The 20,139-nt window shown below is 41.6% G+C and carries 24 protein-coding genes; 5 read left to right on the top strand and 19 right to left on the bottom strand.

The window, feature by feature from the left end; genetic code table 11:
* Positions 1-200: 200 nt before the first annotated feature.
* Positions 201-323 carry a hypothetical protein gene (locus AACU32_RS07020; protein ID WP_339377612.1) on the bottom strand — a complete coding sequence of 41 codons (123 nt, stop codon included), beginning with the start codon at positions 321-323 and terminating at the stop codon, positions 201-203.
* A gap of 91 nt (positions 324-414) precedes the next feature.
* Entirely contained in the window at positions 415-684 is a 270-nt protein-coding gene (locus tag AACU32_RS07015) for a type II toxin-antitoxin system ParD family antitoxin (protein ID WP_096598931.1), read from the bottom strand.
* 234 nt (positions 685-918) lie between these two features.
* Here AACU32_RS07015 and AACU32_RS07010 point away from each other — a divergent pair, with 234 nt between their 5' ends.
* The gene (locus tag AACU32_RS07010) at positions 919-1,074 is read left to right on the top strand and encodes a hypothetical protein (protein ID WP_339377611.1); all 156 of its coding nucleotides are present in this window, start codon (positions 919-921) and stop codon (positions 1,072-1,074) included.
* A 100-nt stretch (positions 1,075-1,174) separates the two neighbouring features.
* Positions 1,175-1,549 (top strand): hypothetical protein, encoded by a 375-nt coding sequence (locus AACU32_RS07005; protein WP_096598930.1) that lies wholly within the window; start codon positions 1,175-1,177, stop codon positions 1,547-1,549.
* 564 nt (positions 1,550-2,113) lie between these two features.
* Here AACU32_RS07005 and AACU32_RS07000 read toward each other — a convergent pair.
* From AACU32_RS07000 to ligA, 3 genes are all read right to left on the bottom strand, one after another.
* Positions 2,114-2,494, bottom strand: coding sequence for a DUF423 domain-containing protein (locus tag AACU32_RS07000; RefSeq protein ID WP_096607896.1), 381 nt, complete (start codon positions 2,492-2,494; stop codon positions 2,114-2,116).
* Positions 2,495-2,562: 68 nt separating this feature from the next.
* Positions 2,563-3,048, bottom strand: a complete 486-nt coding sequence (locus tag AACU32_RS06995; protein WP_096598929.1) for a hypothetical protein — start codon at positions 3,046-3,048, stop codon at positions 2,563-2,565.
* 142 nt (positions 3,049-3,190) lie between these two features.
* Positions 3,191-5,224 (bottom strand): NAD-dependent DNA ligase LigA, encoded by a 2,034-nt coding sequence (gene ligA / locus AACU32_RS06990; protein ID WP_096598928.1) that lies wholly within the window; start codon positions 5,222-5,224, stop codon positions 3,191-3,193.
* Between the two features lie 138 nt (positions 5,225-5,362).
* On the opposite strand from ligA, the gene AACU32_RS06985 reads away from it, so the two are divergent.
* On the top strand, positions 5,363-6,367 hold the full coding sequence (locus tag AACU32_RS06985; protein ID WP_096607895.1) for a glycerophosphodiester phosphodiesterase: 1,005 nt from the start codon (positions 5,363-5,365) through the stop codon (positions 6,365-6,367).
* A 31-nt stretch (positions 6,368-6,398) separates the two neighbouring features.
* Here AACU32_RS06985 and AACU32_RS06980 read toward each other — a convergent pair whose 3' ends face one another.
* The 4 genes from AACU32_RS06980 to AACU32_RS06965 all read right to left on the bottom strand — a co-directional run bounded on the left by AACU32_RS06980 (position 6,399) and on the right by AACU32_RS06965 (position 8,914).
* The gene (locus tag AACU32_RS06980; RefSeq protein ID WP_096598927.1) at positions 6,399-7,025 is read right to left on the bottom strand and encodes a 2-phosphoglycerate kinase; all 627 of its coding nucleotides are present in this window, start codon (positions 7,023-7,025) and stop codon (positions 6,399-6,401) included.
* Between the two features lie 19 nt (positions 7,026-7,044).
* The gene (locus AACU32_RS06975; protein WP_096598926.1) at positions 7,045-8,007 is read right to left on the bottom strand and encodes an aldo/keto reductase; all 963 of its coding nucleotides are present in this window, start codon (positions 8,005-8,007) and stop codon (positions 7,045-7,047) included.
* A 233-nt stretch (positions 8,008-8,240) separates the two neighbouring features.
* Positions 8,241-8,609: a pentapeptide repeat-containing protein gene (locus AACU32_RS06970; protein WP_096598925.1), complete on the bottom strand. Its 369-nt coding sequence runs from the start codon at positions 8,607-8,609 to the stop codon at positions 8,241-8,243.
* Between the two features lie 2 nt (positions 8,610-8,611).
* Entirely contained in the window at positions 8,612-8,914 is a 303-nt protein-coding gene (locus tag AACU32_RS06965; RefSeq protein WP_096598924.1) for a hypothetical protein, read from the bottom strand.
* Positions 8,915-9,133: 219 nt separating this feature from the next.
* On the opposite strand from AACU32_RS06965, the gene AACU32_RS06960 reads away from it, so the two are divergent.
* Positions 9,134-9,520, top strand: coding sequence for a tautomerase family protein (locus AACU32_RS06960; protein WP_096598923.1), 387 nt, complete (start codon positions 9,134-9,136; stop codon positions 9,518-9,520).
* Positions 9,521-9,561: 41 nt separating this feature from the next.
* Here the strand turns inward: AACU32_RS06960 and AACU32_RS06955 are convergent, their stop codons facing one another.
* From AACU32_RS06955 to AACU32_RS06925, 7 genes are all read right to left on the bottom strand, one after another.
* A complete protein-coding gene (locus AACU32_RS06955; RefSeq protein WP_096607894.1) occupies positions 9,562-10,092 on the bottom strand; it encodes a hypothetical protein in 531 nt (176 codons plus the stop codon).
* A gap of 124 nt (positions 10,093-10,216) precedes the next feature.
* The gene (locus tag AACU32_RS06950; RefSeq protein ID WP_096598922.1) at positions 10,217-10,816 is read right to left on the bottom strand and encodes a YdcF family protein; all 600 of its coding nucleotides are present in this window, start codon (positions 10,814-10,816) and stop codon (positions 10,217-10,219) included.
* A 38-nt stretch (positions 10,817-10,854) separates the two neighbouring features.
* Positions 10,855-11,889, bottom strand: a complete 1,035-nt coding sequence (locus AACU32_RS06945; protein WP_096598921.1) for a VOC family protein — start codon at positions 11,887-11,889, stop codon at positions 10,855-10,857.
* A 67-nt stretch (positions 11,890-11,956) separates the two neighbouring features.
* A complete protein-coding gene (locus tag AACU32_RS06940; RefSeq protein ID WP_096598920.1) occupies positions 11,957-12,853 on the bottom strand; it encodes an Rpn family recombination-promoting nuclease/putative transposase in 897 nt (298 codons plus the stop codon).
* Between the two features lie 263 nt (positions 12,854-13,116).
* On the bottom strand, positions 13,117-14,490 hold the full coding sequence (locus AACU32_RS06935; RefSeq protein ID WP_339377610.1) for a flavin-containing monooxygenase: 1,374 nt from the start codon (positions 14,488-14,490) through the stop codon (positions 13,117-13,119).
* On the bottom strand, positions 14,474-15,301 hold the full coding sequence (locus tag AACU32_RS06930; RefSeq protein ID WP_096598919.1) for an SDR family NAD(P)-dependent oxidoreductase: 828 nt from the start codon (positions 15,299-15,301) through the stop codon (positions 14,474-14,476). Before AACU32_RS06930 ends, AACU32_RS06935 begins: the two co-directional genes overlap by 17 nt.
* A gap of 166 nt (positions 15,302-15,467) precedes the next feature.
* Positions 15,468-16,448, bottom strand: a complete 981-nt coding sequence (locus AACU32_RS06925; RefSeq protein WP_096598918.1) for an SDR family NAD(P)-dependent oxidoreductase — start codon at positions 16,446-16,448, stop codon at positions 15,468-15,470.
* 41 nt (positions 16,449-16,489) lie between these two features.
* Between AACU32_RS06925 and AACU32_RS06920 the strand changes: the two genes are divergently transcribed.
* On the top strand, positions 16,490-17,179 hold the full coding sequence (locus AACU32_RS06920) for an SH3 domain-containing protein (protein ID WP_339377609.1): 690 nt from the start codon (positions 16,490-16,492) through the stop codon (positions 17,177-17,179).
* 299 nt (positions 17,180-17,478) lie between these two features.
* Here AACU32_RS06920 and AACU32_RS06915 read toward each other — a convergent pair whose 3' ends face one another.
* The 3 genes from AACU32_RS06915 to AACU32_RS06905 all read right to left on the bottom strand — a co-directional run bounded on the left by AACU32_RS06915 (position 17,479) and on the right by AACU32_RS06905 (position 20,035).
* Positions 17,479-17,781 carry a hypothetical protein gene (locus tag AACU32_RS06915; protein WP_339377607.1) on the bottom strand — a complete coding sequence of 101 codons (303 nt, stop codon included), beginning with the start codon at positions 17,779-17,781 and terminating at the stop codon, positions 17,479-17,481.
* A gap of 372 nt (positions 17,782-18,153) precedes the next feature.
* Positions 18,154-18,678, bottom strand: coding sequence for a peptide deformylase (def, locus tag AACU32_RS06910; protein WP_096598917.1), 525 nt, complete (start codon positions 18,676-18,678; stop codon positions 18,154-18,156).
* A gap of 181 nt (positions 18,679-18,859) precedes the next feature.
* A complete protein-coding gene (locus AACU32_RS06905) occupies positions 18,860-20,035 on the bottom strand; it encodes an HhoA/HhoB/HtrA family serine endopeptidase (RefSeq protein ID WP_339378671.1) in 1,176 nt (391 codons plus the stop codon).
* Positions 20,036-20,139: the final 104 nt, after the last annotated feature.

Genomic DNA, 20,139 nt, shown 5'->3' with positions numbered 1-20,139 from the left:
CCTATAGCATGAAACTATGTGTAGCTCAAAATAATTAATTGTTACTAGTCTTTTTTCAATTGCCTCTATTTAATTAGAGTAGCGCTAATCTCCCGTAAATTCGTTTATAATAAGAAACTTTTTCTACAATCATTCACGTAAAATCACGTTTTTATAGTTCATATTAGCCTATTTACTGACAAATATGCATATAAAATAATCTAGTTGTCAAAACTGAAGGAAGTAATATCATCCAGTGTTTGCGATCGCATCACCTCATGCCTTACACCAAAGCTAACGCAGTCTATAGAATTAGCGATCGCTTTTACTTCCCCTTGTTGCACAATGTTAAGCGGCTCTCAACTGAGACAGTGTACAACTACCATGAGCGATCGCCTTCATGTTCTCTGCTTAAATTTTGAAGCGCGTATTTACTCATTGAGCAGTCTGCTGACGACGCTGCTGTAGTTTTTGTTCTAGTTGATGAAAAACCATTTCTCCGTCAATAACTTCCCCACGTTCCGAAGCTTCGACCCCAATCATGATTTCCCGTTGTAATTCCTCAAATCTACCCTGGTAAATAGATTCCCTTTCCTCTAACAGTTTAATACCCGCAATAATCACTTCCTCTGTTGAGGCATACTTACCGCTTGTAACTTGACTTTGAATAAATTGCTCTAACTCTGGAGTAAAAGAGATATTCATATATATCATCTACCATACTATGTTCCTATTTTAGTGATAGTCGGGTGAAGGCAGAAAAAAGTGTTAATGCATCGACAAAAGAGCGATCGCATCACTTCATGTGTTACACAAGAGCTAACGCAGTCTCCAAAATTAGCGATCGCTCTTACTCCCCCTTGTTGCACAATGTTCAGCGCTCTAGAGTGAAAGCGATAATTAATACATTCGTCTGTTATGCCATTGCATCGAGCTGTTATGCCATTGCATCAAGCTGTTATGCCATTGCATCGAGCTGTTATGCCATTGCATCGAACTGTTATGCCATTGCATCGAACTGTTATGCCATTGCATCGAGCTGTTATGCCATTACATCGAGATGATATGCCATTGCATCGCACTGTAATGATTTAACCACTGTTTCTAATCTTGTTTTATCGGCAAATTTTATCTTATTGTTAAATTTTTTGAGTAAATGGGCAAATTAAATATATAGTTCTTCAGGAATGTATATATGTCTCTCCAAGACACAACACATCGGTTACGCCCGCAATTGATTAGTCAAGATATTACCTCTTGGCACGGATTGCAAACAGTTAGCACCTACGATACAACCCGTGCTGACGCTTCTGTAGCCAGAATACAGCAAGCTTATCAGGCGATGTTGGCACAGCAACAAACCGAAACCGAGAAACTAGCCTTATACCGTGCGGCGGCTGATGCTGCGAGATTAGCAGAATGGGAATTCCACAATGCTATATTAGCCATGAAAGAAGTTGTACTTGGTCAGTATGGTTCGGATAGCGATCAAGCACAAGCGGTGGGATTGAAGAAAAAATCAGATCGCAAGCGTCCCTCCCGCAAAAAGTCGGTGATAGTGACAAGTTAATTACAGCAGTTCTCATGTATTTAGACGACAATTATGAGACCTCACAACAACAGCCCCTTCCCTACTAGCGTTGGGGAGAGAGGAATGGAAGTGAGGTCTATTTGTGGTTCATTTACACAGAAGATGCTGTAATACCAATTTGAAAAAAGAATGCGACAGATGGTAGGGAACACTGCCGTGCCCTCTAGAATATATTGATGTGTCGCAAACATTATTTGAATTGGTATAAGTTGAGCGATCGCATTTCGCGAAAAGTACAGATTATCATCAGGGCACAACATTGTTCATTGGTGTCAACTTAAGTCAAAACGCTTATTCCACAGGCATTTTACCCCACCCCTCAATCCCCTCCCCGCTTGCGGGGAGGGGACGTTTTGCGTCAGCAAAACTGGGGTGGGGTAGCGCGGATATTGGTGGTACGTGATTTTGTATCAAATCACATCTTGGCAAGGGTTTCGCGTTAAGTTGACACGTATGAACAATGTAGTGCTACTACCTGTATATTTGGTTTACGGTAAAAAATGCTGTAGGAGTTAGAAATGTTTCATTCTAACTCCTTAAGGTTTACAACTTTAAACTCCAAGCAGCAAGGGCTAAAGCACCCCAACCAGCGATAAAAGCAGCGCCTCCTAAAGGTGCAATTGCTCCCAAAGATTTCACACCAGTTAAGCTCAGGGCGTACAAACTCCCTGAGAAAATCGCAATACCAATAATAAACAGCCAACCACTGGCGATCAGGGTGAATGGCGGCGACTCGGTGCGACTCAGCAGTAAAGCTACTAACAACAGTGCTAGAGCGTGGTACATTTGATAACGAGAGGCAGTGTCAAAAATTTCGAGCGATCGCTCACTGATTTTGTCCCGTAAAGCATGAGCGCCAAAGGCTCCAGCGGCAACAGATAAACCGCCTAAAACAGCGGCTATACTTAAAAAAATCTGCGTCATCAGACTTAGACGTAAATTGGTGGAGAACATAGCGGCGTTGAAATATTCACCGCTAACTGAGATTGAATTTAGAGTTCAAAATGATATGATATAGCGCCATCCTCGGTGACTTTAAAATTTGCATTGAATTCTTTAGCTTTCTCATCTAAATATTCTCTAGCGGCGATTGCAGGTAATTCTGATTTAATTGCAAAGCCGACAAGCGTCATGCGCCCTTTATTTTCTTGTAGCATTTGATAAAAAATCGATTGCAGGCGATCGTTCATTTGTTGATTTAGAGCTTTTTTCTCTTGCCTGCTTTGATAATACAATCCTAAACTGAGCCATCCCCCTAAAATTAAAGTAGGAACGCCAAAAATTAGACCTTGGCGAGCCGTATTATCAAGGAGATAAAGAGCGTCTTTATTGGGAAATTCTATCCCTGAGTCTTCATCCGTGCTTGGGATTGGCTTCAAGATATTATGTTTCTCAATTCCTGCTGAGACTGATAGAGTTAAAAACATGAATCCGAGTGTGAGTAGCCAACCAGCAGCTAATTTTTCAGCAGTCTTCATAGTTCTCTCTTAGAATTGAACTTTGCTTGCAATTTTAACTTCTCTTTTGCCAAGGTTCCAACAGTCAACAGTCAACCGTCAACCGTCAACAGTCAACCGTCAACCGTCAACAGTCCACAGTCCATTGACCATTGACTATTGACTATTCTGCCAACATTTCCAAAAACTGCGCTTCAGTTAATTGAGGAATTCCCAAGGATTCAGCCTTAGCTAATTTAGAGCCAGCATCTTCACCCACAACTAAATAATCTGTTTTTTTACTGACTGAATCTGTTACCTTACCGCCGGCTTTTTGAATTAAAGCTTTCGCGTCATCTCGCTTTAAGGTGGGTAAAGTCCCAGTGACAACAAAAGTTTTCCCGGCTAGTTTTTGATTACCTTCAGTAATTGTTGTTTCTTGGGTAGTTTCTAACTCTAAACCTGCGGCTTGCAAGCGCGAAATTAATGTTTGATTGGCAGCAATTTGAAACCACTGGTGTACAGATTCGGCAATTTCCACCCCAATTCCGTAAATAAGCGCAATATCTGACTGTTTAGCTTGAGCCAATTTATCTACAGAGCGAAACTTCTCGGTTAATAATTGGGCATTGACGCTGCCAACATGACGGATACCTAAACCATACAACACTCGTGACCAAGGTTGAGTTTTTGATTGAGCGATCGCATCAATTAATTTCTGTGCTGATTTTTGTCCCATTCTTTCTAAGCTACATAACTGCGCTTCTGTAACGTTGTACAAATCAGCGACGGAATGTACTAAACCTTTATCCACAAGTTGATGTACTAGTTTTTCTCCCATTCCTTTAATATCTAAAGCATCACGGCTTACCCAATGTTCAATTGCACCTTTAAGAATCGCCGCACAGGAAGCGTTGACACATCTGGTAACGGCTTCACCTAATTCACGCACCACCGGTTGTCCGCAAACGGGACAATTACTCGGCATAATAAACGGTTGTGTATCCGCCGGACGCAGTTCTTTAAGTACCCGCACCACTTCCGGGATAATCTCCCCAGCTTTGCGAACAATGACTGTATCGCCAATGCGGATATCTAATTGGGCAATGCGATCGCTATTATGTAAGGTAGCTCTTGATACTGTCGTCCCCGCCAATTGTACTGGACGCATCTCTGCTAAGGGTGTCAACGCTCCGGTTCTCCCCACATTTACCGCAATATTTTCAACGCGGGTAGGTGCTTCTTCTGCGGGATATTTCAATGCTACCGCCCAACGCGGGAATTTCTGCGTAAATCCTAGCTGTTCTTGCAGCTTAAAGGAATTGAGCTTTACTACCACCCCATCGGTCATGTAAGGTAAATTCAGCCGTTCTGTGTCCCAATAGTTGTAGTAATCGCCCACATTCGCCAGGGAAGGACACAATTTATGGTTGGGGTTGACGCGAAAACCCATTTTTTGCAACAATTCCAAAGCTTGCCATTGAGTATTAGCAATACTGGCATCATCTCTACCAGGAATGTGCAGGGTATAAGCAAAGAAATCTAAGCGTCTGCGGGCGACAATGCGGGAGTCTAATTGTCTCAGTGTACCAGCCGCAGCATTGCGGGGATTGGCGAATAATTGCTCACCTGCTTTTTGCCTTTCTTCGTTAATTTGTTTAAATACTTCTAAAGGTAGAAACGCCTCACCCCGAACTTCCACCTTTTCTAAAGGTTCTAACCCGTCAAAATTTAACCGTAGAGGAATTGAACGAATTGTGCGGACATTTTGGGTAATATCTTCACCCATCACCCCATCACCGCGAGTTGCGCCTCTAGTGAGAACGCCATTTTGATAAGTAAGTGCGATCGCCGAACCATCAATTTTCAATTCCGTGACATAATCTACTGTGTCAGTTTTGGGGACTTGTCGCCGCCAACGCTGATCCCATGCTTGCAACTCATCAATATTAAAAGCATTCTCCAGACTATATAACGGGATATTATGCCGCACCGATGTAAACTGTGTCGCCGGTCTTTCACCCACGCGCTGAGTGGGGCTATCCGGTGTCACCAGTTCTGGATACTGGGTTTCTAGTTGTTGCAATTCTCGATATAGTTGGTCATAGACTGCATCCTCCATAATTGGTGCATCTAGGACATAATAAGCATAACTAGCTTGCTGCAACAACTGACGTAGTTCTTCTACGCGCTTGGTTTGTGACTGACTCTGTATCATTGACTTTTTGCAAAATACTTAGCGAATAGAATTTAACGATGTTTTGCTAGTATAGCTATTGACTTTAAGTTTGTGAGTATTCCCAAAAATATAGACTCTAATAACAACAATAATTATATTAATCGGGAATCTGGGTTAATGAATACAATTGCGCAATTTACAGCCCCAATCATTATTGGACACAGAGGCGCTAGTGGCTACCGTCCAGAACATACATTAGCTGCTTATGAACTAGCAATTGATTTAGGGGCTGATTATATTGAACCAGATTTAGTTATCACCAAAGATGGCGTGTTAATTGCACGTCACGAAAATGAAATTTCCGAAACTACCGATATAGCCCAGCATCCAGAATTTGCCCAACGTCAAACTACCAAAATCATTGATGGGGAAAGCAAAACAGGCTGGTTTACTGAAGATTTTACCTTGAGTGAACTGAAAACACTGCGGGCAAAAGAGCGAATTCCCCAAGTGCGATCGCAAAATACAAACTATGATGGATTATTTACCATTCCCACACTGCAAGAAATTATCAATTTAGCTCAAACTAAAAGTATTGCAGTTGGGCGGACTATTGGCATTTATCCAGAAACAAAGCACCCAACATATTTTCAATCTATTGGATTACCCTTAGAAGATACCCTACTTGCCACTTTACAAGCCAACGGTTATCAAGGAGCAAATGCACCGATTTTCATTCAGTCTTTTGAAGTTAGCAACCTCAAATATTTAGCGACAAAAACCGATTTACCTTTGGTGCAATTGCTGAATAACACTGGTAAACCCTATGATTTTATAGTCAATAATGTTGATTGCAGCTATGCAGATTTAACCACAAAATCAGGATTACAAGAAATTGCTGAATATGCCCAAGCGATTGGCGTTCATAAAAATATGATAGTCCCAATTGATAGTAACAAAAAACTGCATTTTCCTACATCATTAGTTACAGATGCTCATGCAGCTTCTTTACTAGTTCATGCTTGGACATTCCGCAATGAAGATTTCTTTTTACCGCTTGACTTTCAAGGTAATCCCCAAAAAGAATATGAGCTATTTTTCAGCTTAGGAGTTGATGGTGTATTTAGCGATTTTCCCGATACGGCGAATTTAGTAAAATTAGAAAGTAGCAATTTAAAATAATTAGTTAGTTAAAAACGTTAACACCACCTATTTACGAAACATCCATCAATTCCATACATTTGTTTAAAAGTTCGTCTACCATTGACACAGATTCTACATCAATACATATAAATCCAAGACACTCAACCTCTTCCCTCATAAGTTTATTGTAGAACAGAGTCCGGTGAAGAAACTTTTGAATTAGATATTGTTCATCCTCACACACATTATAAAAATTACTTTCACGCTTGATTCGGTTTCGGAAGAGTTGATCACTAGCCGTAAGCCAAAGCGCTTTAACATTATTTTCGCCAACTAAATTCGCTACAAATCCTGGCCATAACGCAGATCCCTCAAGTATCAGGGATTCCTTTGATAAATCAGCCGCATGAGAATGAACAATAGCCTCGACTTGCGGCATCACATTTTTCTCATAATGCGACAATACATCTACAAAAAGAGCCTCTACAGAAAGATATCTATAATGTTCTACTACGTACTTTGGAATAACCTTTCCATTTGCACTCACCCAAGGACGTCCGGGATGCCGAGCGAGTGTGTCTGTAGAACGGTAACTCCAAGCAAGCTTGGCCGCCAAAGATCGACCAAGGGTAGATTTACCTACATGAGAGGAGCCACCAATTAGAATCACTCGTGTTTCATTGATTAATTTATTCATCTAACTATATAAATCACCTCTAGCTCCAAGCCCGATAAAATGTACTCTCTTGCCAGATATTGGCAGTACGCTGCTCAATTGCTGCTAATTGCTGATTAGTTAGAAGTTGATAGGAAACTGCTGCTTGAACATTCTCTTCTAACTGTTGCGCACTATCAGCCGGAATTATGCAACAATGAACCCCAGATTGAGACAAACTATAACCTAAAGCTTGCTGTATATTATCCAAAGCACCTGCTTGTAATAACTTTCCATAAGCAGGAACTTTCATCGCAATTACACCTAAGTTTTGTTGCTTTGCTAATGGTAAAACTCCTTTAATAAATGAGTCTGTATGATGATTTTCTACAGCATTGATGGGAATAAGTGTTGTATGAAATGGAAAGCGACGTATTCCTTCAGCTATTACTTGTGTATCGTGGTGTCCGGTAATTCCAGCAAACCGCACAATTTTTTGCTGCATCGCTTCTTCTAAAGCTTTGATTGCACCAGATGCACTAAATATAGTGTCAATTTCTTCTGGAAAAGAAACGTGATGCAATTGCCATAGATCTAGATGATCTGTATTGAGACGGTTTAGTGAACTTTCGAGTTCTCGCCATGCGCCATCTCTATCTCTTTTAGCTGTTTTACTTGCTAAGAAAATCTGGCTACGATGGGGTGGGAGTACTTTGCCGAAATGAAGTTCACTTGCTCCATAACTGCTAGCAGTATCAAAGTAACGAATACCAAGTGCGATCGCTCTTTCAATAATCGCCACAGCTTCACGTTCTTTATCTGGTTTATCTAGTGGCGTATTTGTCCCTGCACCTCCCAAACCCAAAATCGGGACTTTTACTCCTGTGCGTCCTAAAACTCGTTCTGGAATTGTTGCTGATGCTGTTCCAGAAGTATTATTTGTTAACGTATCCGCGCCGATAATGCTGCTAGCTACAGCAACACTGGTAAGCAAGAAATTCCGCCGTGTTTTTCTTCCTTTCATTGCTTAATGTACCAAATACAACAGGTTGGGCATTGGGGAGCCACTGCGTTGGACGGGTTTCCCGGCTTGTAGACGCGGAGCGGCTTCCCGCAGGGTAGCAAGTGGCGTCATTGGGCATTGGGCAAAAGTCAAAAGTTATTTGTCTCCCCTGCCCCCTCATCTCTCTCATCCCTAGCCCCTCATCCCTAGCCCCATGCCATTTGTAATTTCTCCGCCTTGAATTACGCAGTATTTTAAAACTTGCGCATATTTCGACTAACTGGGTCAAAACCGAAAGAAAATCTGGTACTTTCATCATAGTAAGCACCAGTTAAATCGGCTCCATACAACTTGGCAAAGTTCAGCTTGGCTCCCCGGAGATTTGCTTCATTCAGCTTGACACCACTTAAATTTGCTCTAGTTAAGTTGGCTTGTGCAAGGTTCGCTCTACTTAAATCTGAACCCCATAGTTTAGCTTTAGCTAAGTTAGCTTTACTTAAGTCTGCTCCCCATAAATTGATTCCTGGTAAATTGGCTGCAATTAACTTGACTTTAGTTAAGTTTGCTGCCGGAAAATATCTCTCTCCTCCAGCATAACGGCGGATCAATTCTGCTGCGTCCATGCTTATTTCACCTTTTTCAGTAAACAAGAAGTAATTTCTTCCCATTCCTGGTTGAGTCCTCCGGAGAACTCTGGCTGATTGCTGCGGCGATACCAGTAATGAGCATTGCTCAAATCCCCTTCTTTGCGGTGCAAATAGCCATGCACCCAAGCGCTGTCAGCATCGCTGGCATTTTGCACTATTTCATGGGCTTTGTCCCAATTACCTTTTTTGTCATAAAACAGTGCTTGTAGAGCTTTTGGCAGAGTTTCAGGGCATAAATGCTGTTTTTCGATTAACTGCTGAAATTCGCTTAAAGTTACCATTGCTGCTCAAACAGTATCAACTCTCTATTTTTAAGATACTGCTTAGTTTGGGACTAATGAAGACGAATCTCAATTATATTGTTGATGGCTCTATTGAACAGAGTATAAATATCAATTTTAGTAGTCTGAACAGTAATTTTTATGCTCACGTAGCTTCATATTTCTATTGTTACAGACACTATCTAAAGAAGTATTTTTGCTCAAAAAGAGGATTAATTTATGGTTCAAGTGAAAATTTACGGCATCAAGGATTATTTAAATCCTATCAAGCAGCAACTTTCAGATGTTATTCATAGTTGTGTAATGGAAGCATTACATTATCCTGCAAATAAGCGGGCACATCGCTTTTTTCCACTGGATAAATCAGACTTTTACTACCCATCTGGGCGCACTGACCGTTATACCATCATCGAGTTCAGTATGATTGAAGGGCGGAGTGTAGCAGCGAAAAAACAATTGATGCGGCTGTTGTTTGAGCGATCGCTTTCGGTAGGTATTACTGGGCAAGATTTAGAAATTACAATTTTCGAGAACCCCAAGCATAATTGGGGTTTTCGCGGTTTACCGGGGGATGAACACGAACTGGATTATAAAGTTGAGGTTTAGTCATCAAGGGTGGGGAGATCCCACCCCGAAAGCGATCGCTGCTAAATTCTACCTGTTGGTTTCGGCTGTTTTAACGGCACAATTTCAAACTCAAAAGCAGCAATTAAGCGGTCATCAATATACACCTGGATCTTATGCTTACCATCAGGGTCGCCTGGTGCGATCGTCCAAAAATTCTTAATCACACCATCAGTAGTATTTTGTGTGCGCTTCGTTACTGCTTGTTTACCATCTGGAGAGATGATGAGATCTTCTCCAGTATCTACACTCCAGGTTTCTGGACGTTTTGGTAATCTAAGAACTTCTCTCCATGTGACTGCACCTTTGTAGTTTTTGAGTTGAATTTGCCAGCCGTATTTATTTCCTTCTTGAAGTGGCACTCTAAAGGTAGGGATAAAGGTTGTTTTACCTTGGGAATCAATTCTTTGTACGCCAAATTCAGCTTTATTGACAATAATTGGTTGAGCATCGCTTTGTGGAGAAGCTGCTACAATTGTGATTGGTTCAGCAGCTATGACCTCAGGCATTAACCAAGAATAAGTTAGTAAAACAGTAACAGCCCAAATTCTCATCAACATAATTTTTGGTCGGATCTTTTAATAGTTATTTCCAACCTTCCGCCCTATCTTCCGGTTGAGGTTGCTGACAATTTGACAGAATTATTTTCCGGGAAAATTGGCAAAATTAAGTTAATAGTTAAATTTTAAACACGAGGTAGACAAAGTAAAAAAAAGTTTCTCGTATCAGAAAATCCATCTGACTGCGGAAACTACTATAGCGAGTGGTAGGTGTGGGTGATGGATATGCATCCATGCCTAAATTTCTTGCCATCAGTACGGCTCGTTTAAGATGCAATGGATCGCTGACAATGAGAAATTTATTTAATTTGTAAGTGGCTACTACTGCACGGGCATTTTTGAGATTTTGGTAAGTTGTTCGTGATTCGGTTTCAGTGAGAATATCATTTAATTTTACTTGTCGTGCTAAAGCATAATTTTTGCCAATTATCGCTTCCGCAGCTTCATTAGGTTCACCAACTCCGCCAGTAAAAATTATCTGATTAACATGCTGATTTTTATACAAGTTAATAGCATGATTAATTCTTTCTCGAAAAACTGGAGATGGTTCATCACCCCAAACGGCTGCACCTAAAACAATTGCTGCATCTGCTTTAGTAGTATCAACTTTATTACCGTACAAATAAATACTGATGGCTGTAGATGCGATCGCTAGCAATAGGGCAGATATGAAAGCTAGTAAAATTAGCATCAGCCATCGTTTTTTGGATTTAGTCATTTGTCAATGGTCAGTTGTCAGTTGTCAGTTGTCAACCTTCAACAGTTTTCTACTAAATTCCAGAAATAGCCATCGGGTGAAAGGAAGGAAAAACTCATCTCGCCAAATTCGTTACTGACTATGTTGGTGACATTTTGGGCTGAACTGTTTTGAATGCGATCGCAATATGTCTCAATTCCTTGTACGCGGTAGGTATATAACGACATCCCTAAGCTACCGGGTTGTGCTGCTTCAAACCGCGACTCTAAATTTATGGTTTCTGGGAAACGAACAATGTAAAGTCTACCACTGCGTGCATTCATGAAATCATACACAGAGGAACGTGGGTCATCAAAGGCGGTAACAATAAACTTTTCACCAGGGTTGAGATCAAACAAATCTCGTCCTGCTAGTGAAGATTCATAGCTAGTTTCGACATCATCACGTACACGCAGCAGACCTAAAACATCTTCGTAAAAGTTCAGAATTTCTTTGCTGTCATCCTGGACAATTAACCCCATGTGAGTAAACTGGCTAGTCTTAAATGCTGCATTTTGGTTAATTTGCCCATAATGTGGCATTGTATAGCCAAATCTTTGGAAGAAAACTTGTCTTGATAATGGTTGCAATAACAACATTTCTCGCACCCCAACCGCTGGATCTATAAAGGGGCGGCTTTTTCTTTCTTTGTTGTATATAATTTCCCAATAAGGGTTGGTGTAACGAATATCCGAACCAGCGGCTTTTGCTTGTTCGGCATGATTTAAAATAGTTAATGCATCAGATGTTAAAGCAGTTGCCCAACGATTTCCTTTGATTTTCATTGAAGCTGTTCCTAATCCCTGATTTGTGGGATTTTGCCAAACCATTAACCGAATTAATCCATGATCGGCATCTTGGTGATACAGGCGAATTGAGCGTAAAGATGAATTTACACCATATAATTGCTTGGCTACATCTGCGGTTAATTCCCCTATTTGACCAATGCGGTAACCAAATATTTCCCAATATTGAATTGCAGAAATTGGTTCGGGAACACCAATACAAACTTCATAGATACCTGCAATTTTAGTAGTTTGTTGCTCTTGAACCATAATAATTTTGAATCAGTAGGTGAGCATAATTAAACGTAAAATGTCAAGCACATCCACTTTTATCAAATTACGATTCCCTTTGAAAGCACGATAATAACTCTTCACGGTCAGCTTGCAAGAGTGAATCCATATATTCATCGGGTGACAATTGTAATAAAGCGGGAATAATGCTTTCTAATGAAGCATCAATATCCCCAAAACGCAGCTTCAAAATTTTAGTAATAGTTGCCCGTCGTTCTACCTGTATTGCTTTCCGTTCCCAACTGGTGACAATCTCCATATATACCTCCTGCTCAGTTAATCCCATTGTATCGACTACAGATTGAAAGACTTCTTCTTCTGCTGCATTCAGTTCCAAGTACACATCTACAAATCCAGAAATTAATTGCATCCGCGCTGGATCTAACCTTAACTTAGTTAGCAACCGCAAACATTCTGCCTTGACCTGCGGACGTTCTGATACAGCAATATTCATCTTCGCCATCAATGCCGCTGCGACTGGATTGTGTTGCGCTAGAAAATCTCGCCAACTTAGGCGATTTAATTGAATCGCTGCAAATTGAAATTCCAGCACTTTTAAATCGGGAAACGTGACACGGTAATTTTGAGGTTCAGCGCGTTTTGGTTCGTCGAAGGAGAAAATCACAACTGGATAAATTGGTAAATTATATTTTTCATGCAAGCGGGCAAAATACTTAAACATCCGCTTGGCGAATTCCGACTCAGTATAAGACTGATTTTCAACGTGAATTAGAAAATAAGTCTCTTTCTGCTCGAAGCGGCATTGTGCCAGCAAATCAATTTCTTTCTTTTCTCCAGATGTGACATCAGTAAATACATCTTGGGGTAAAAACTGGATGGAATCGCGGTCTATTTGGCTAGCTACTTGAGGCAGGAATAAATCGAGAAATTCAACAAAGAATGTAGATATTAATTCTTTGAAAAGCCTGTCATGGTCAATCATCCTAGTAACTCCTCCAACACATCCAAATCTCCGCATTCGGCACAAAAATATCTTCTGGGTACGATTGTGTATCCTGCAAAATTACAGCCAGGAATCGGGTAAACCCCCTATCACAATAGAACTGTGTGTAGGAGCTAGCGATCGCCCTTGACTAGTTGCGTCAGTCCTGCCAATACACATATACTAAAATTTAGCGATCGCCTCTGCCAGTTGCGTAAGTCCTGTACTTATTTGATTTGGTGCAAATACAAATTTTTCAATTGTTAACTTGCTAATGACTGAGTTTTCTCGATACTTTGTGCAGATGGAAGTGGGTTATTACGAAAATTAGGATATTTGCTATCAACTTGATGTGCTTTTTTAGCAATCCAGTTAAAGAATAAATTAACAATCTTTACTTGCCTAAAAATTTGCTGCGGATCGGCAAGGTGAGTTTTTGGTAATTGTTGTCCCATTTCTTTGAGAACCAGACCGATAGGCACATTTATTTCATCCTGGAGTTTGAGAAACCGGAGGAAAAGTGAATTGTAAGCTGAAATCAGCGATCCTACCCCGCCTCTTGCTTGGCCCCAACCAATAAAATACAGTCCTTTGTAATCGGCGAAAAACGAGCCGCCATAACATTGAACTGCTGCGCCTTCAACGCGCTGAAGTTCTTCAGGTAGAAACGGATAGGCGACGTAGTAGCCAGTGGCGCAAATTATTAAGTCAAATGCTTCTCGGCTACCATCAACAAATTCCACTTCGCAACCATCCAAACGACGCACACCTGGCTTGGGGGTGATTCTTCCGTGTTTGATATAATAGGGAACCTCGTTATTCAGAGTTGGGTGCTTGGCAAAAACTCTATGCTTGGGTTGAGATAGACCATAATTTTTATGGTTGCCGAAAGTCAGGCGGATGATCCCGTAAGCCATCAGCCGTTGCAACCATTCTGGCATCCACCATTTAATCAAATCGGCTACGGGAACTCCTGCAAATGATTTGGGAATAAACCATACTGATTCACGCATACTCAGAACAGATTTAGCGCCGACGCGGGCTGCTTCTGCTGCAACATCGCAAGCTGAGTTTCCGCCACCGATTACCAAAACCCTTTTCCCAGTAAGTTGATTTGGGTGTTTGTAATCTTTAGAATGGATAATTTCTCCGTTGAATTCTCCCTGAAATTGCGGAAACCGCTTGCACCAGTGATGACCATTACAAATCAACACTCCTTTATAAATTCGCTGTTCTCCATGAGCAAAGGACACTTCCCAGAGATTATTTTCGACTGGTCGCACGTAACTAATTGTACGGTTAAGTTCGATATGCTCACGCAAGTCAAAATGATTGGCGAAGGCGTTTAAGTAATTCCTCATATTCTGAGCGCTGGGGAAGTCGGGATAATGAGCCGGCATGGGGAAATGGGAAAATTGGGTAATTTTGCGTGACGAGATGATATGTGCTGTTTCGTAAACGCCGTGATACCAATTACCGCCAATATCGTCACTAGCATCAACTTGATCGTAGGGAATATCAGCAGATTTGAGTACTTGAGCCATACCTAATCCGACAAACCCAGCCCCGATAATCAGATGTTTGTCAGTAGTATCAAATATCTTTTGATTTTTACTAGAATTAGTTACGTTGACCAACTTTCAACCTCCTGGTAAATGCATTACTAATCAAGTCCAATAGCAAGGGAGAATATCTTTTCAGAAGATGGACGCTTTTAGCAGTTGGATCGGGAAATACGTGCAGTTGATTGTTAACAATTCCTTGAATGGTTGCGCGCATTACTTTGGCTGGGTCGGTTGCTAAACTTTCGGGAAAACCATTCTCAATTAGTTTACTTAAAGTTCCATAACTTTGTGATTGGAGAATTGGGGTACGACTAAAAAAGGGATAAACAGCTGTAACTTTTACTTGATGGTCTTTGACTTCATTAAAAAGTCCTTCACTGAAGCCACGCAAACCGAATTTGCTACATGCATAATGAGCCATCCCAGCTTGTGCTGACCAGCCTGCTAGCGATGAAATATTGACGATGTGGCCTTTTTGGCGGGCAATCATATCAGCAACAAATAGGGCACTTAACCGCATTGGTGCTAGTAGGTTTATCTGCATGAGTAGCTCCCATTTCTCGCTAGGAACTTCATCCATACGACCAAAGTATGCTATACCAGCGTTATTAATTAATATATCGATGGGTATATCGAGTTTTTTAACTTGACTATAAAGGATTTCACATCCCTCACGAGTAGCAAGATCAACAGCTAGGTAGGCAAGAACCTCTCCAGTTGAAACTACGTTTTGAATTGCTGCAACTCGTTGGCGCAGAACAGCTTCATCTAAATCAGTTAAAATCAGTCGGCTACCAGCCATTAATAATTGTCGGGTTAGTTCCTGTCCGAACCCGCCAGATGCACCAGTGATCAGTACAACAGCTTTATTTAGCTGGGTCATTTCTCTCTTCCACAATAGGTAGAATTATTTTGTTTAATGAAATTTATTAACAATTCAAGGCAAACTCATCTAAATAATTTTGACAGAAAATGATGTTTATAACCTAACAAAAATCAGGGTTTTGATGTCATCAGATTAACTAGAAAGTAATTAATTTAAGTGTGTATTAAATTTGCGGTGATTTGAGTGTCGTTAGTAGTAAGAGCAACCAAGGCACTTTCAAATCTGGTATGAGCCATGTATACTTTCTCAGCACAGGCAATGCATAAGGTATCAAAAAACGCAGAGAGCGTAGGGATACAGGGCGATCGCCATTTTGATCTACAAGTTTATAATGTTGAGCGAGTTCCGCAACAATCTGCACTCGTCCGGTACGGCGCATCACGTTGGAATCCGCTGCTAGTGCGGCAATCACCCGTCCTGTGAGTAAGGGGGTTTCCCAGTTGTAGCGTTCAGCGATTAATGAGTTTTTCTCTTGTGTAGCATTGTTTTCGTTCATTTGAGATGTGAGGCGGGAAATCTGCTCAGTGCCTACAATACCTGGCCATAGTGAAAGTGAAGCGATGTTATAAGGTTTGAGTTCAACGGCCATATCAGCAGCTAGGCGATCGCATCCTGATTTACCTGCACCGTATGCTGCACCAAAAATATAGGACAACCCCCCCCAGGAAGAAATAGTACAAATCAATCCTGAGTTACGCTTGCTCATCATCCGCGCCGCAAAAACACTAGCAACATAGTGACTACGCAAACCAACATTGTTGCAACTATCCCAAAGGCTGGGTTCAAAATCCCAAAATGGCTTTCCTTGAGCATCACTTAAGGCTTGGACTCCTGAAAAAACATTATTTACCAGCAGATCAAGTTGTCCCTGCTGCTCATCTTGAAGGCGATCAAAAAGCGATCGCACCTCCTCGTCGTTACTATGGTCTACTGGTACAGGAATACATACACCACCGACTTCCTCAACAGCAGCGCGAGTTTCCTCAAGACTACCTGAGATACCATTACTGGTAGTATATTTATCTAAACTGCGACCCGTAATATATACGATCGCACCTGCTTCACCAAGACTAATAGCAATTCCCTTGCCAATTCCCCGTGTAGCACCTGTGACTAAGGCAACTTTACCTTCAAGGTGTTTCATTCAAAAATCGTTGAAGTTTTTAACAGGATTTGTGATTAATTATGACAGAGCGACTCAATCAAGAGCAATTATATAGCAGTCATATAGCAAACATGATTAAAGTTTTTCCTACCCGGTTTTTAAGTTGGATGGTTGGTACATTATGCTTATTATCGCCCCTGGCTGTACAGGCAAAAGCTGGCGATCCTAATGGTATTCGCAATCAGCCAGAACCAGGCTGGAGTTTGTGGCGACCACAAGCACAAGCTGCTAAAGCTGATTTTAATTCGGGTTTTTCTAATTTGGAATTAGGGGGATATTTAGATTTTGAGAATGCTTGTCAAACTGATAGGAAACCTAATACAAAAATTGACTATTGGTTTAGGTTGAGTAATTCAGTTCAGCGCATTGGTACGGGACAAGTAGAATATGGCTGTTGGTCTGGGGGACGTTTTTTACATAAATACAGCAGTACTGCGATTAAACCGAGTTTGGGTGATGTCAATTGTCTGCGGGTTTTTTCTCAGAATAAAAAAAGCTTGGTAATTCGGGAGGAACCAAGGGCGAATTCGAGACAATTGGGAGTAGTGGCTAATGGAAGAACTGTCAAACCAAATGGTTTTCCGGCTTCAATTGTCGAAGTGAATGGGGAAAATTGGATTGCGATCGCCTATCCTAAAGATGGTTGGATTTCTGATGGTAGCTTGGCCAGTGGTGGCAATCTCAGGTTATGCTCTGTGAAAAAACCTTAACTTATTTTGGCTCTCGATTAATTAAAATTGTTAACAGGAGTTTTCATAAACCCCATAGCTAAAGCTGGGGGCTTGAAAAAGCCGTAATCTGAGTAGACTAAGTTCTTATTGGATTGATCCCAACGGTCAAATGGTCAAGCAAAACCGTTATCAAACTCGCCAGATTCATACATCGATTTGGGATACTCAGTGTCGTTATACTATCAATGCGATCGCACCAGTTGGCAATTAGCAAATACAGATGTTCCTAGAAGGTAGACAAATTAGCGAGGAAAGGTTTGAGGTTAAATAGTCAGTTATCAGTTGTCAAAAATTAGGCTCAAAGGCGCAACATTCAGGCTTAAAGGTGCAGCTTTCAACATCCAAGCTGCACCTTTCGACATCAAAACCGCAACTTTCGACATCAAAGCCGCAATGTTCAGCCTCAAAGCCACAACGTTCAAGCTTAAAACCGCAACTTTCGACATCAAAGCCGCAACTTTCAGCCTCAAAGCCGCAACTTCCAGCCTCAAAGCCACAACGTTCAAGCTTAAAGCCGCAACTTTCGACATCAAAGCCGCAACGTCCAGCCTCAAAGCCGCAACTTCCAGGCTTAAAAGCAATACAGTTCAGTTACGCTGATGGTCTACCACACTAATTATGACGCGCTCCGAGATCCCCGACTTCTTCAAGAAGTCGGGGATCTGAACAATCGCAACCCAAGAGAAATGTATTGGGCTGAAAAACTCACATTCCAAGCTCAAAGGCTCAAAAGTTATCATAAATTCACCACCAGTTTGTCTCCCTTGTCTTCCTTGTCCCCCTTCCCTCATCCTCGGTCAACGCTCAACAGTCAACAGTCAACAGTCAACGGTCAACAGCCAACAGTCAACAGTCAACAGTCAACAGTCAACAGCCAACAGTCAACAGTCAACAGTCAACAGCCCTTATTAGTATTTATGCAATTTAGACGCGCATTAGCTTATACTTTTGGATTAAGTATTGTTGACAAAACGTTGTTGGTATTCCTGCTCTGTAATCATGTCCTGAGTACTCTCCAAACGATCTACAAACAGGATGCCATCGAGGTGGTCATATTCGTGTTGAAAAATCCGCGCTACAAAATCGGTTAATTCTTGTTGTTGTAATTTGCCATTGCGATCGGTATATTCAACTGCGATCGCTTGGTATCTAGGAACAAATCCCCTAATGCCCGGAACACTCAAACAACCTTCCCAACCTTTAACTACTTCAGTAGAATGCCCAATAATTTTTGGATTGATCATCGCTGTAGGTTCCATTTGTGGGGCGTGAGGATATCTGGGATTAGGACGAGATGCCACAATAAATAAACGATAGGATGCGGCGATTTGTGGTGCAGCAATCCCCACCCCATTAGCTTGAGCAACTGTTGCCATTAAATCTTCAATTAAATTTTGGATATCCTGGTCTTGAATCTTATCAATCAAGCTAGCATGTTGCCGCAATATGGGATTACCTAATTCAATAATTGGTGTCATTTGTCAATAGTCAATAGTCAATGGTCATTGGTCATTGGGCATTGGGCATTGGGCATTGGGCATGGGAAAAAAACTTCCGACACTCCCCACACTCCTCCTTGTCCCCCTTCTCCCCCGGTCACTGAGCGTAGTCGAAGTGCTGCCCCCCGGTCACTGAGCGTAGTCGAAGTGCTGCCCCCTGCTAACTTTCACGCCGCACAGGTAAAGGAGCCGGTTTGACTGCTAGTTGAGAAATTTGCCCATTGCGTTCTATTTGCATTTGTAAAGGATTGCCAATTTTGCTATTTTCTACCAGTTTTTGTACGTCTTCTATTTTACTAACAGGCTGATTATTAATACTATGAATCACATCACCACTTTTTAGCCCAGCCACAAATGCAGGAGAGCGCGGAACCACATTAACCAATAAAACGCCCTTATCAGTTGTCAGAGTAATGCGATCGCCTAATTCTTTATTAATTCTTTCTTTAATTTCTGGTGTCAGTGTCACCATTTGAATACCCAAATAAGGATGCTCGACTTTACCGTTCGCAATTAATTCTTGGGCGATTCTTTGTGCAGTGTTGACCGGAATCGCAAATCCCAAACCTTGAGCGCCCTGAATAATCGCTGTATTCATCCCTATTACTTGACCGCGAACATTTAATAATGGCCCACCAGAGTTACCGGGGTTAATCGCTGCGTCAGTTTGAATATAATCAACTCGCTTGTCGCTAGCACCAATATCACTGCTAGAGCGACCTGTAGCACTGATAATTCCAGATGTCACAGTATTATTCAAACCTAAAGGATTACCAATCGCAATTACAGCCTCTCCCGGTTGTAAAACATCGGAGTTCCCGAGAGACAGGGTTGGCAGATTATTCGCATCAATTTTAATTACAGCCACATCGGTAACCGGATCTTCTCCCAGCACTTTACCGTTAAAAGTCCGACCATCTTTAAGGGTAACGGTTACAGTGTCAGCACCGTCTACTACGTGGGAATTGGTCAAAACTTGACCAGAGGAGTTAATAATAAATCCCGAACCACTACCCCGTTCTACCCGTTGTCTGGGCTGCGTTGGGACGCGATCGCCAAAAAACCTCCGGAAAAATGGATCTTCAAATTCTTCTGGTACTTGGGAAGTGACGGTTCTGGATGAATCAATGCGAACCACAGCAGATCCCACCTTTTGTACTACTCCCACCACAAAGTTAGGATCGCCAGAGGATGAAAAAATTGCTGGTGGCGCAATTGTATTCTGGGGCACAACCGGAGACTTTGGATCATTTTGTTGCGTCTCAATGGTTTTAGCAGGTAAAAGAGAGCAGCCCCCAAGGGCTACCACAAAACTTACCTTAAGTAGCATCGACATCAGATTTGTTCTACTCTGCCTCTGGAGTAAACCTTGGGTAATAATATCTTGGGCTGCACAAATACAGGTGTTTATCTTCATGTGTCGTTGCGTCTCCGTGTTAG

The organism is Calothrix sp. NIES-2100 (genome assembly GCF_963875285.1).
Lineage (GTDB): Bacteria > Cyanobacteriota > Cyanobacteriia > Cyanobacteriales > Nostocaceae > Aulosira.
Note: the sequence above shows the minus strand (reverse complement) of the source record. Positions and strands in the feature narration are given on the sequence as shown.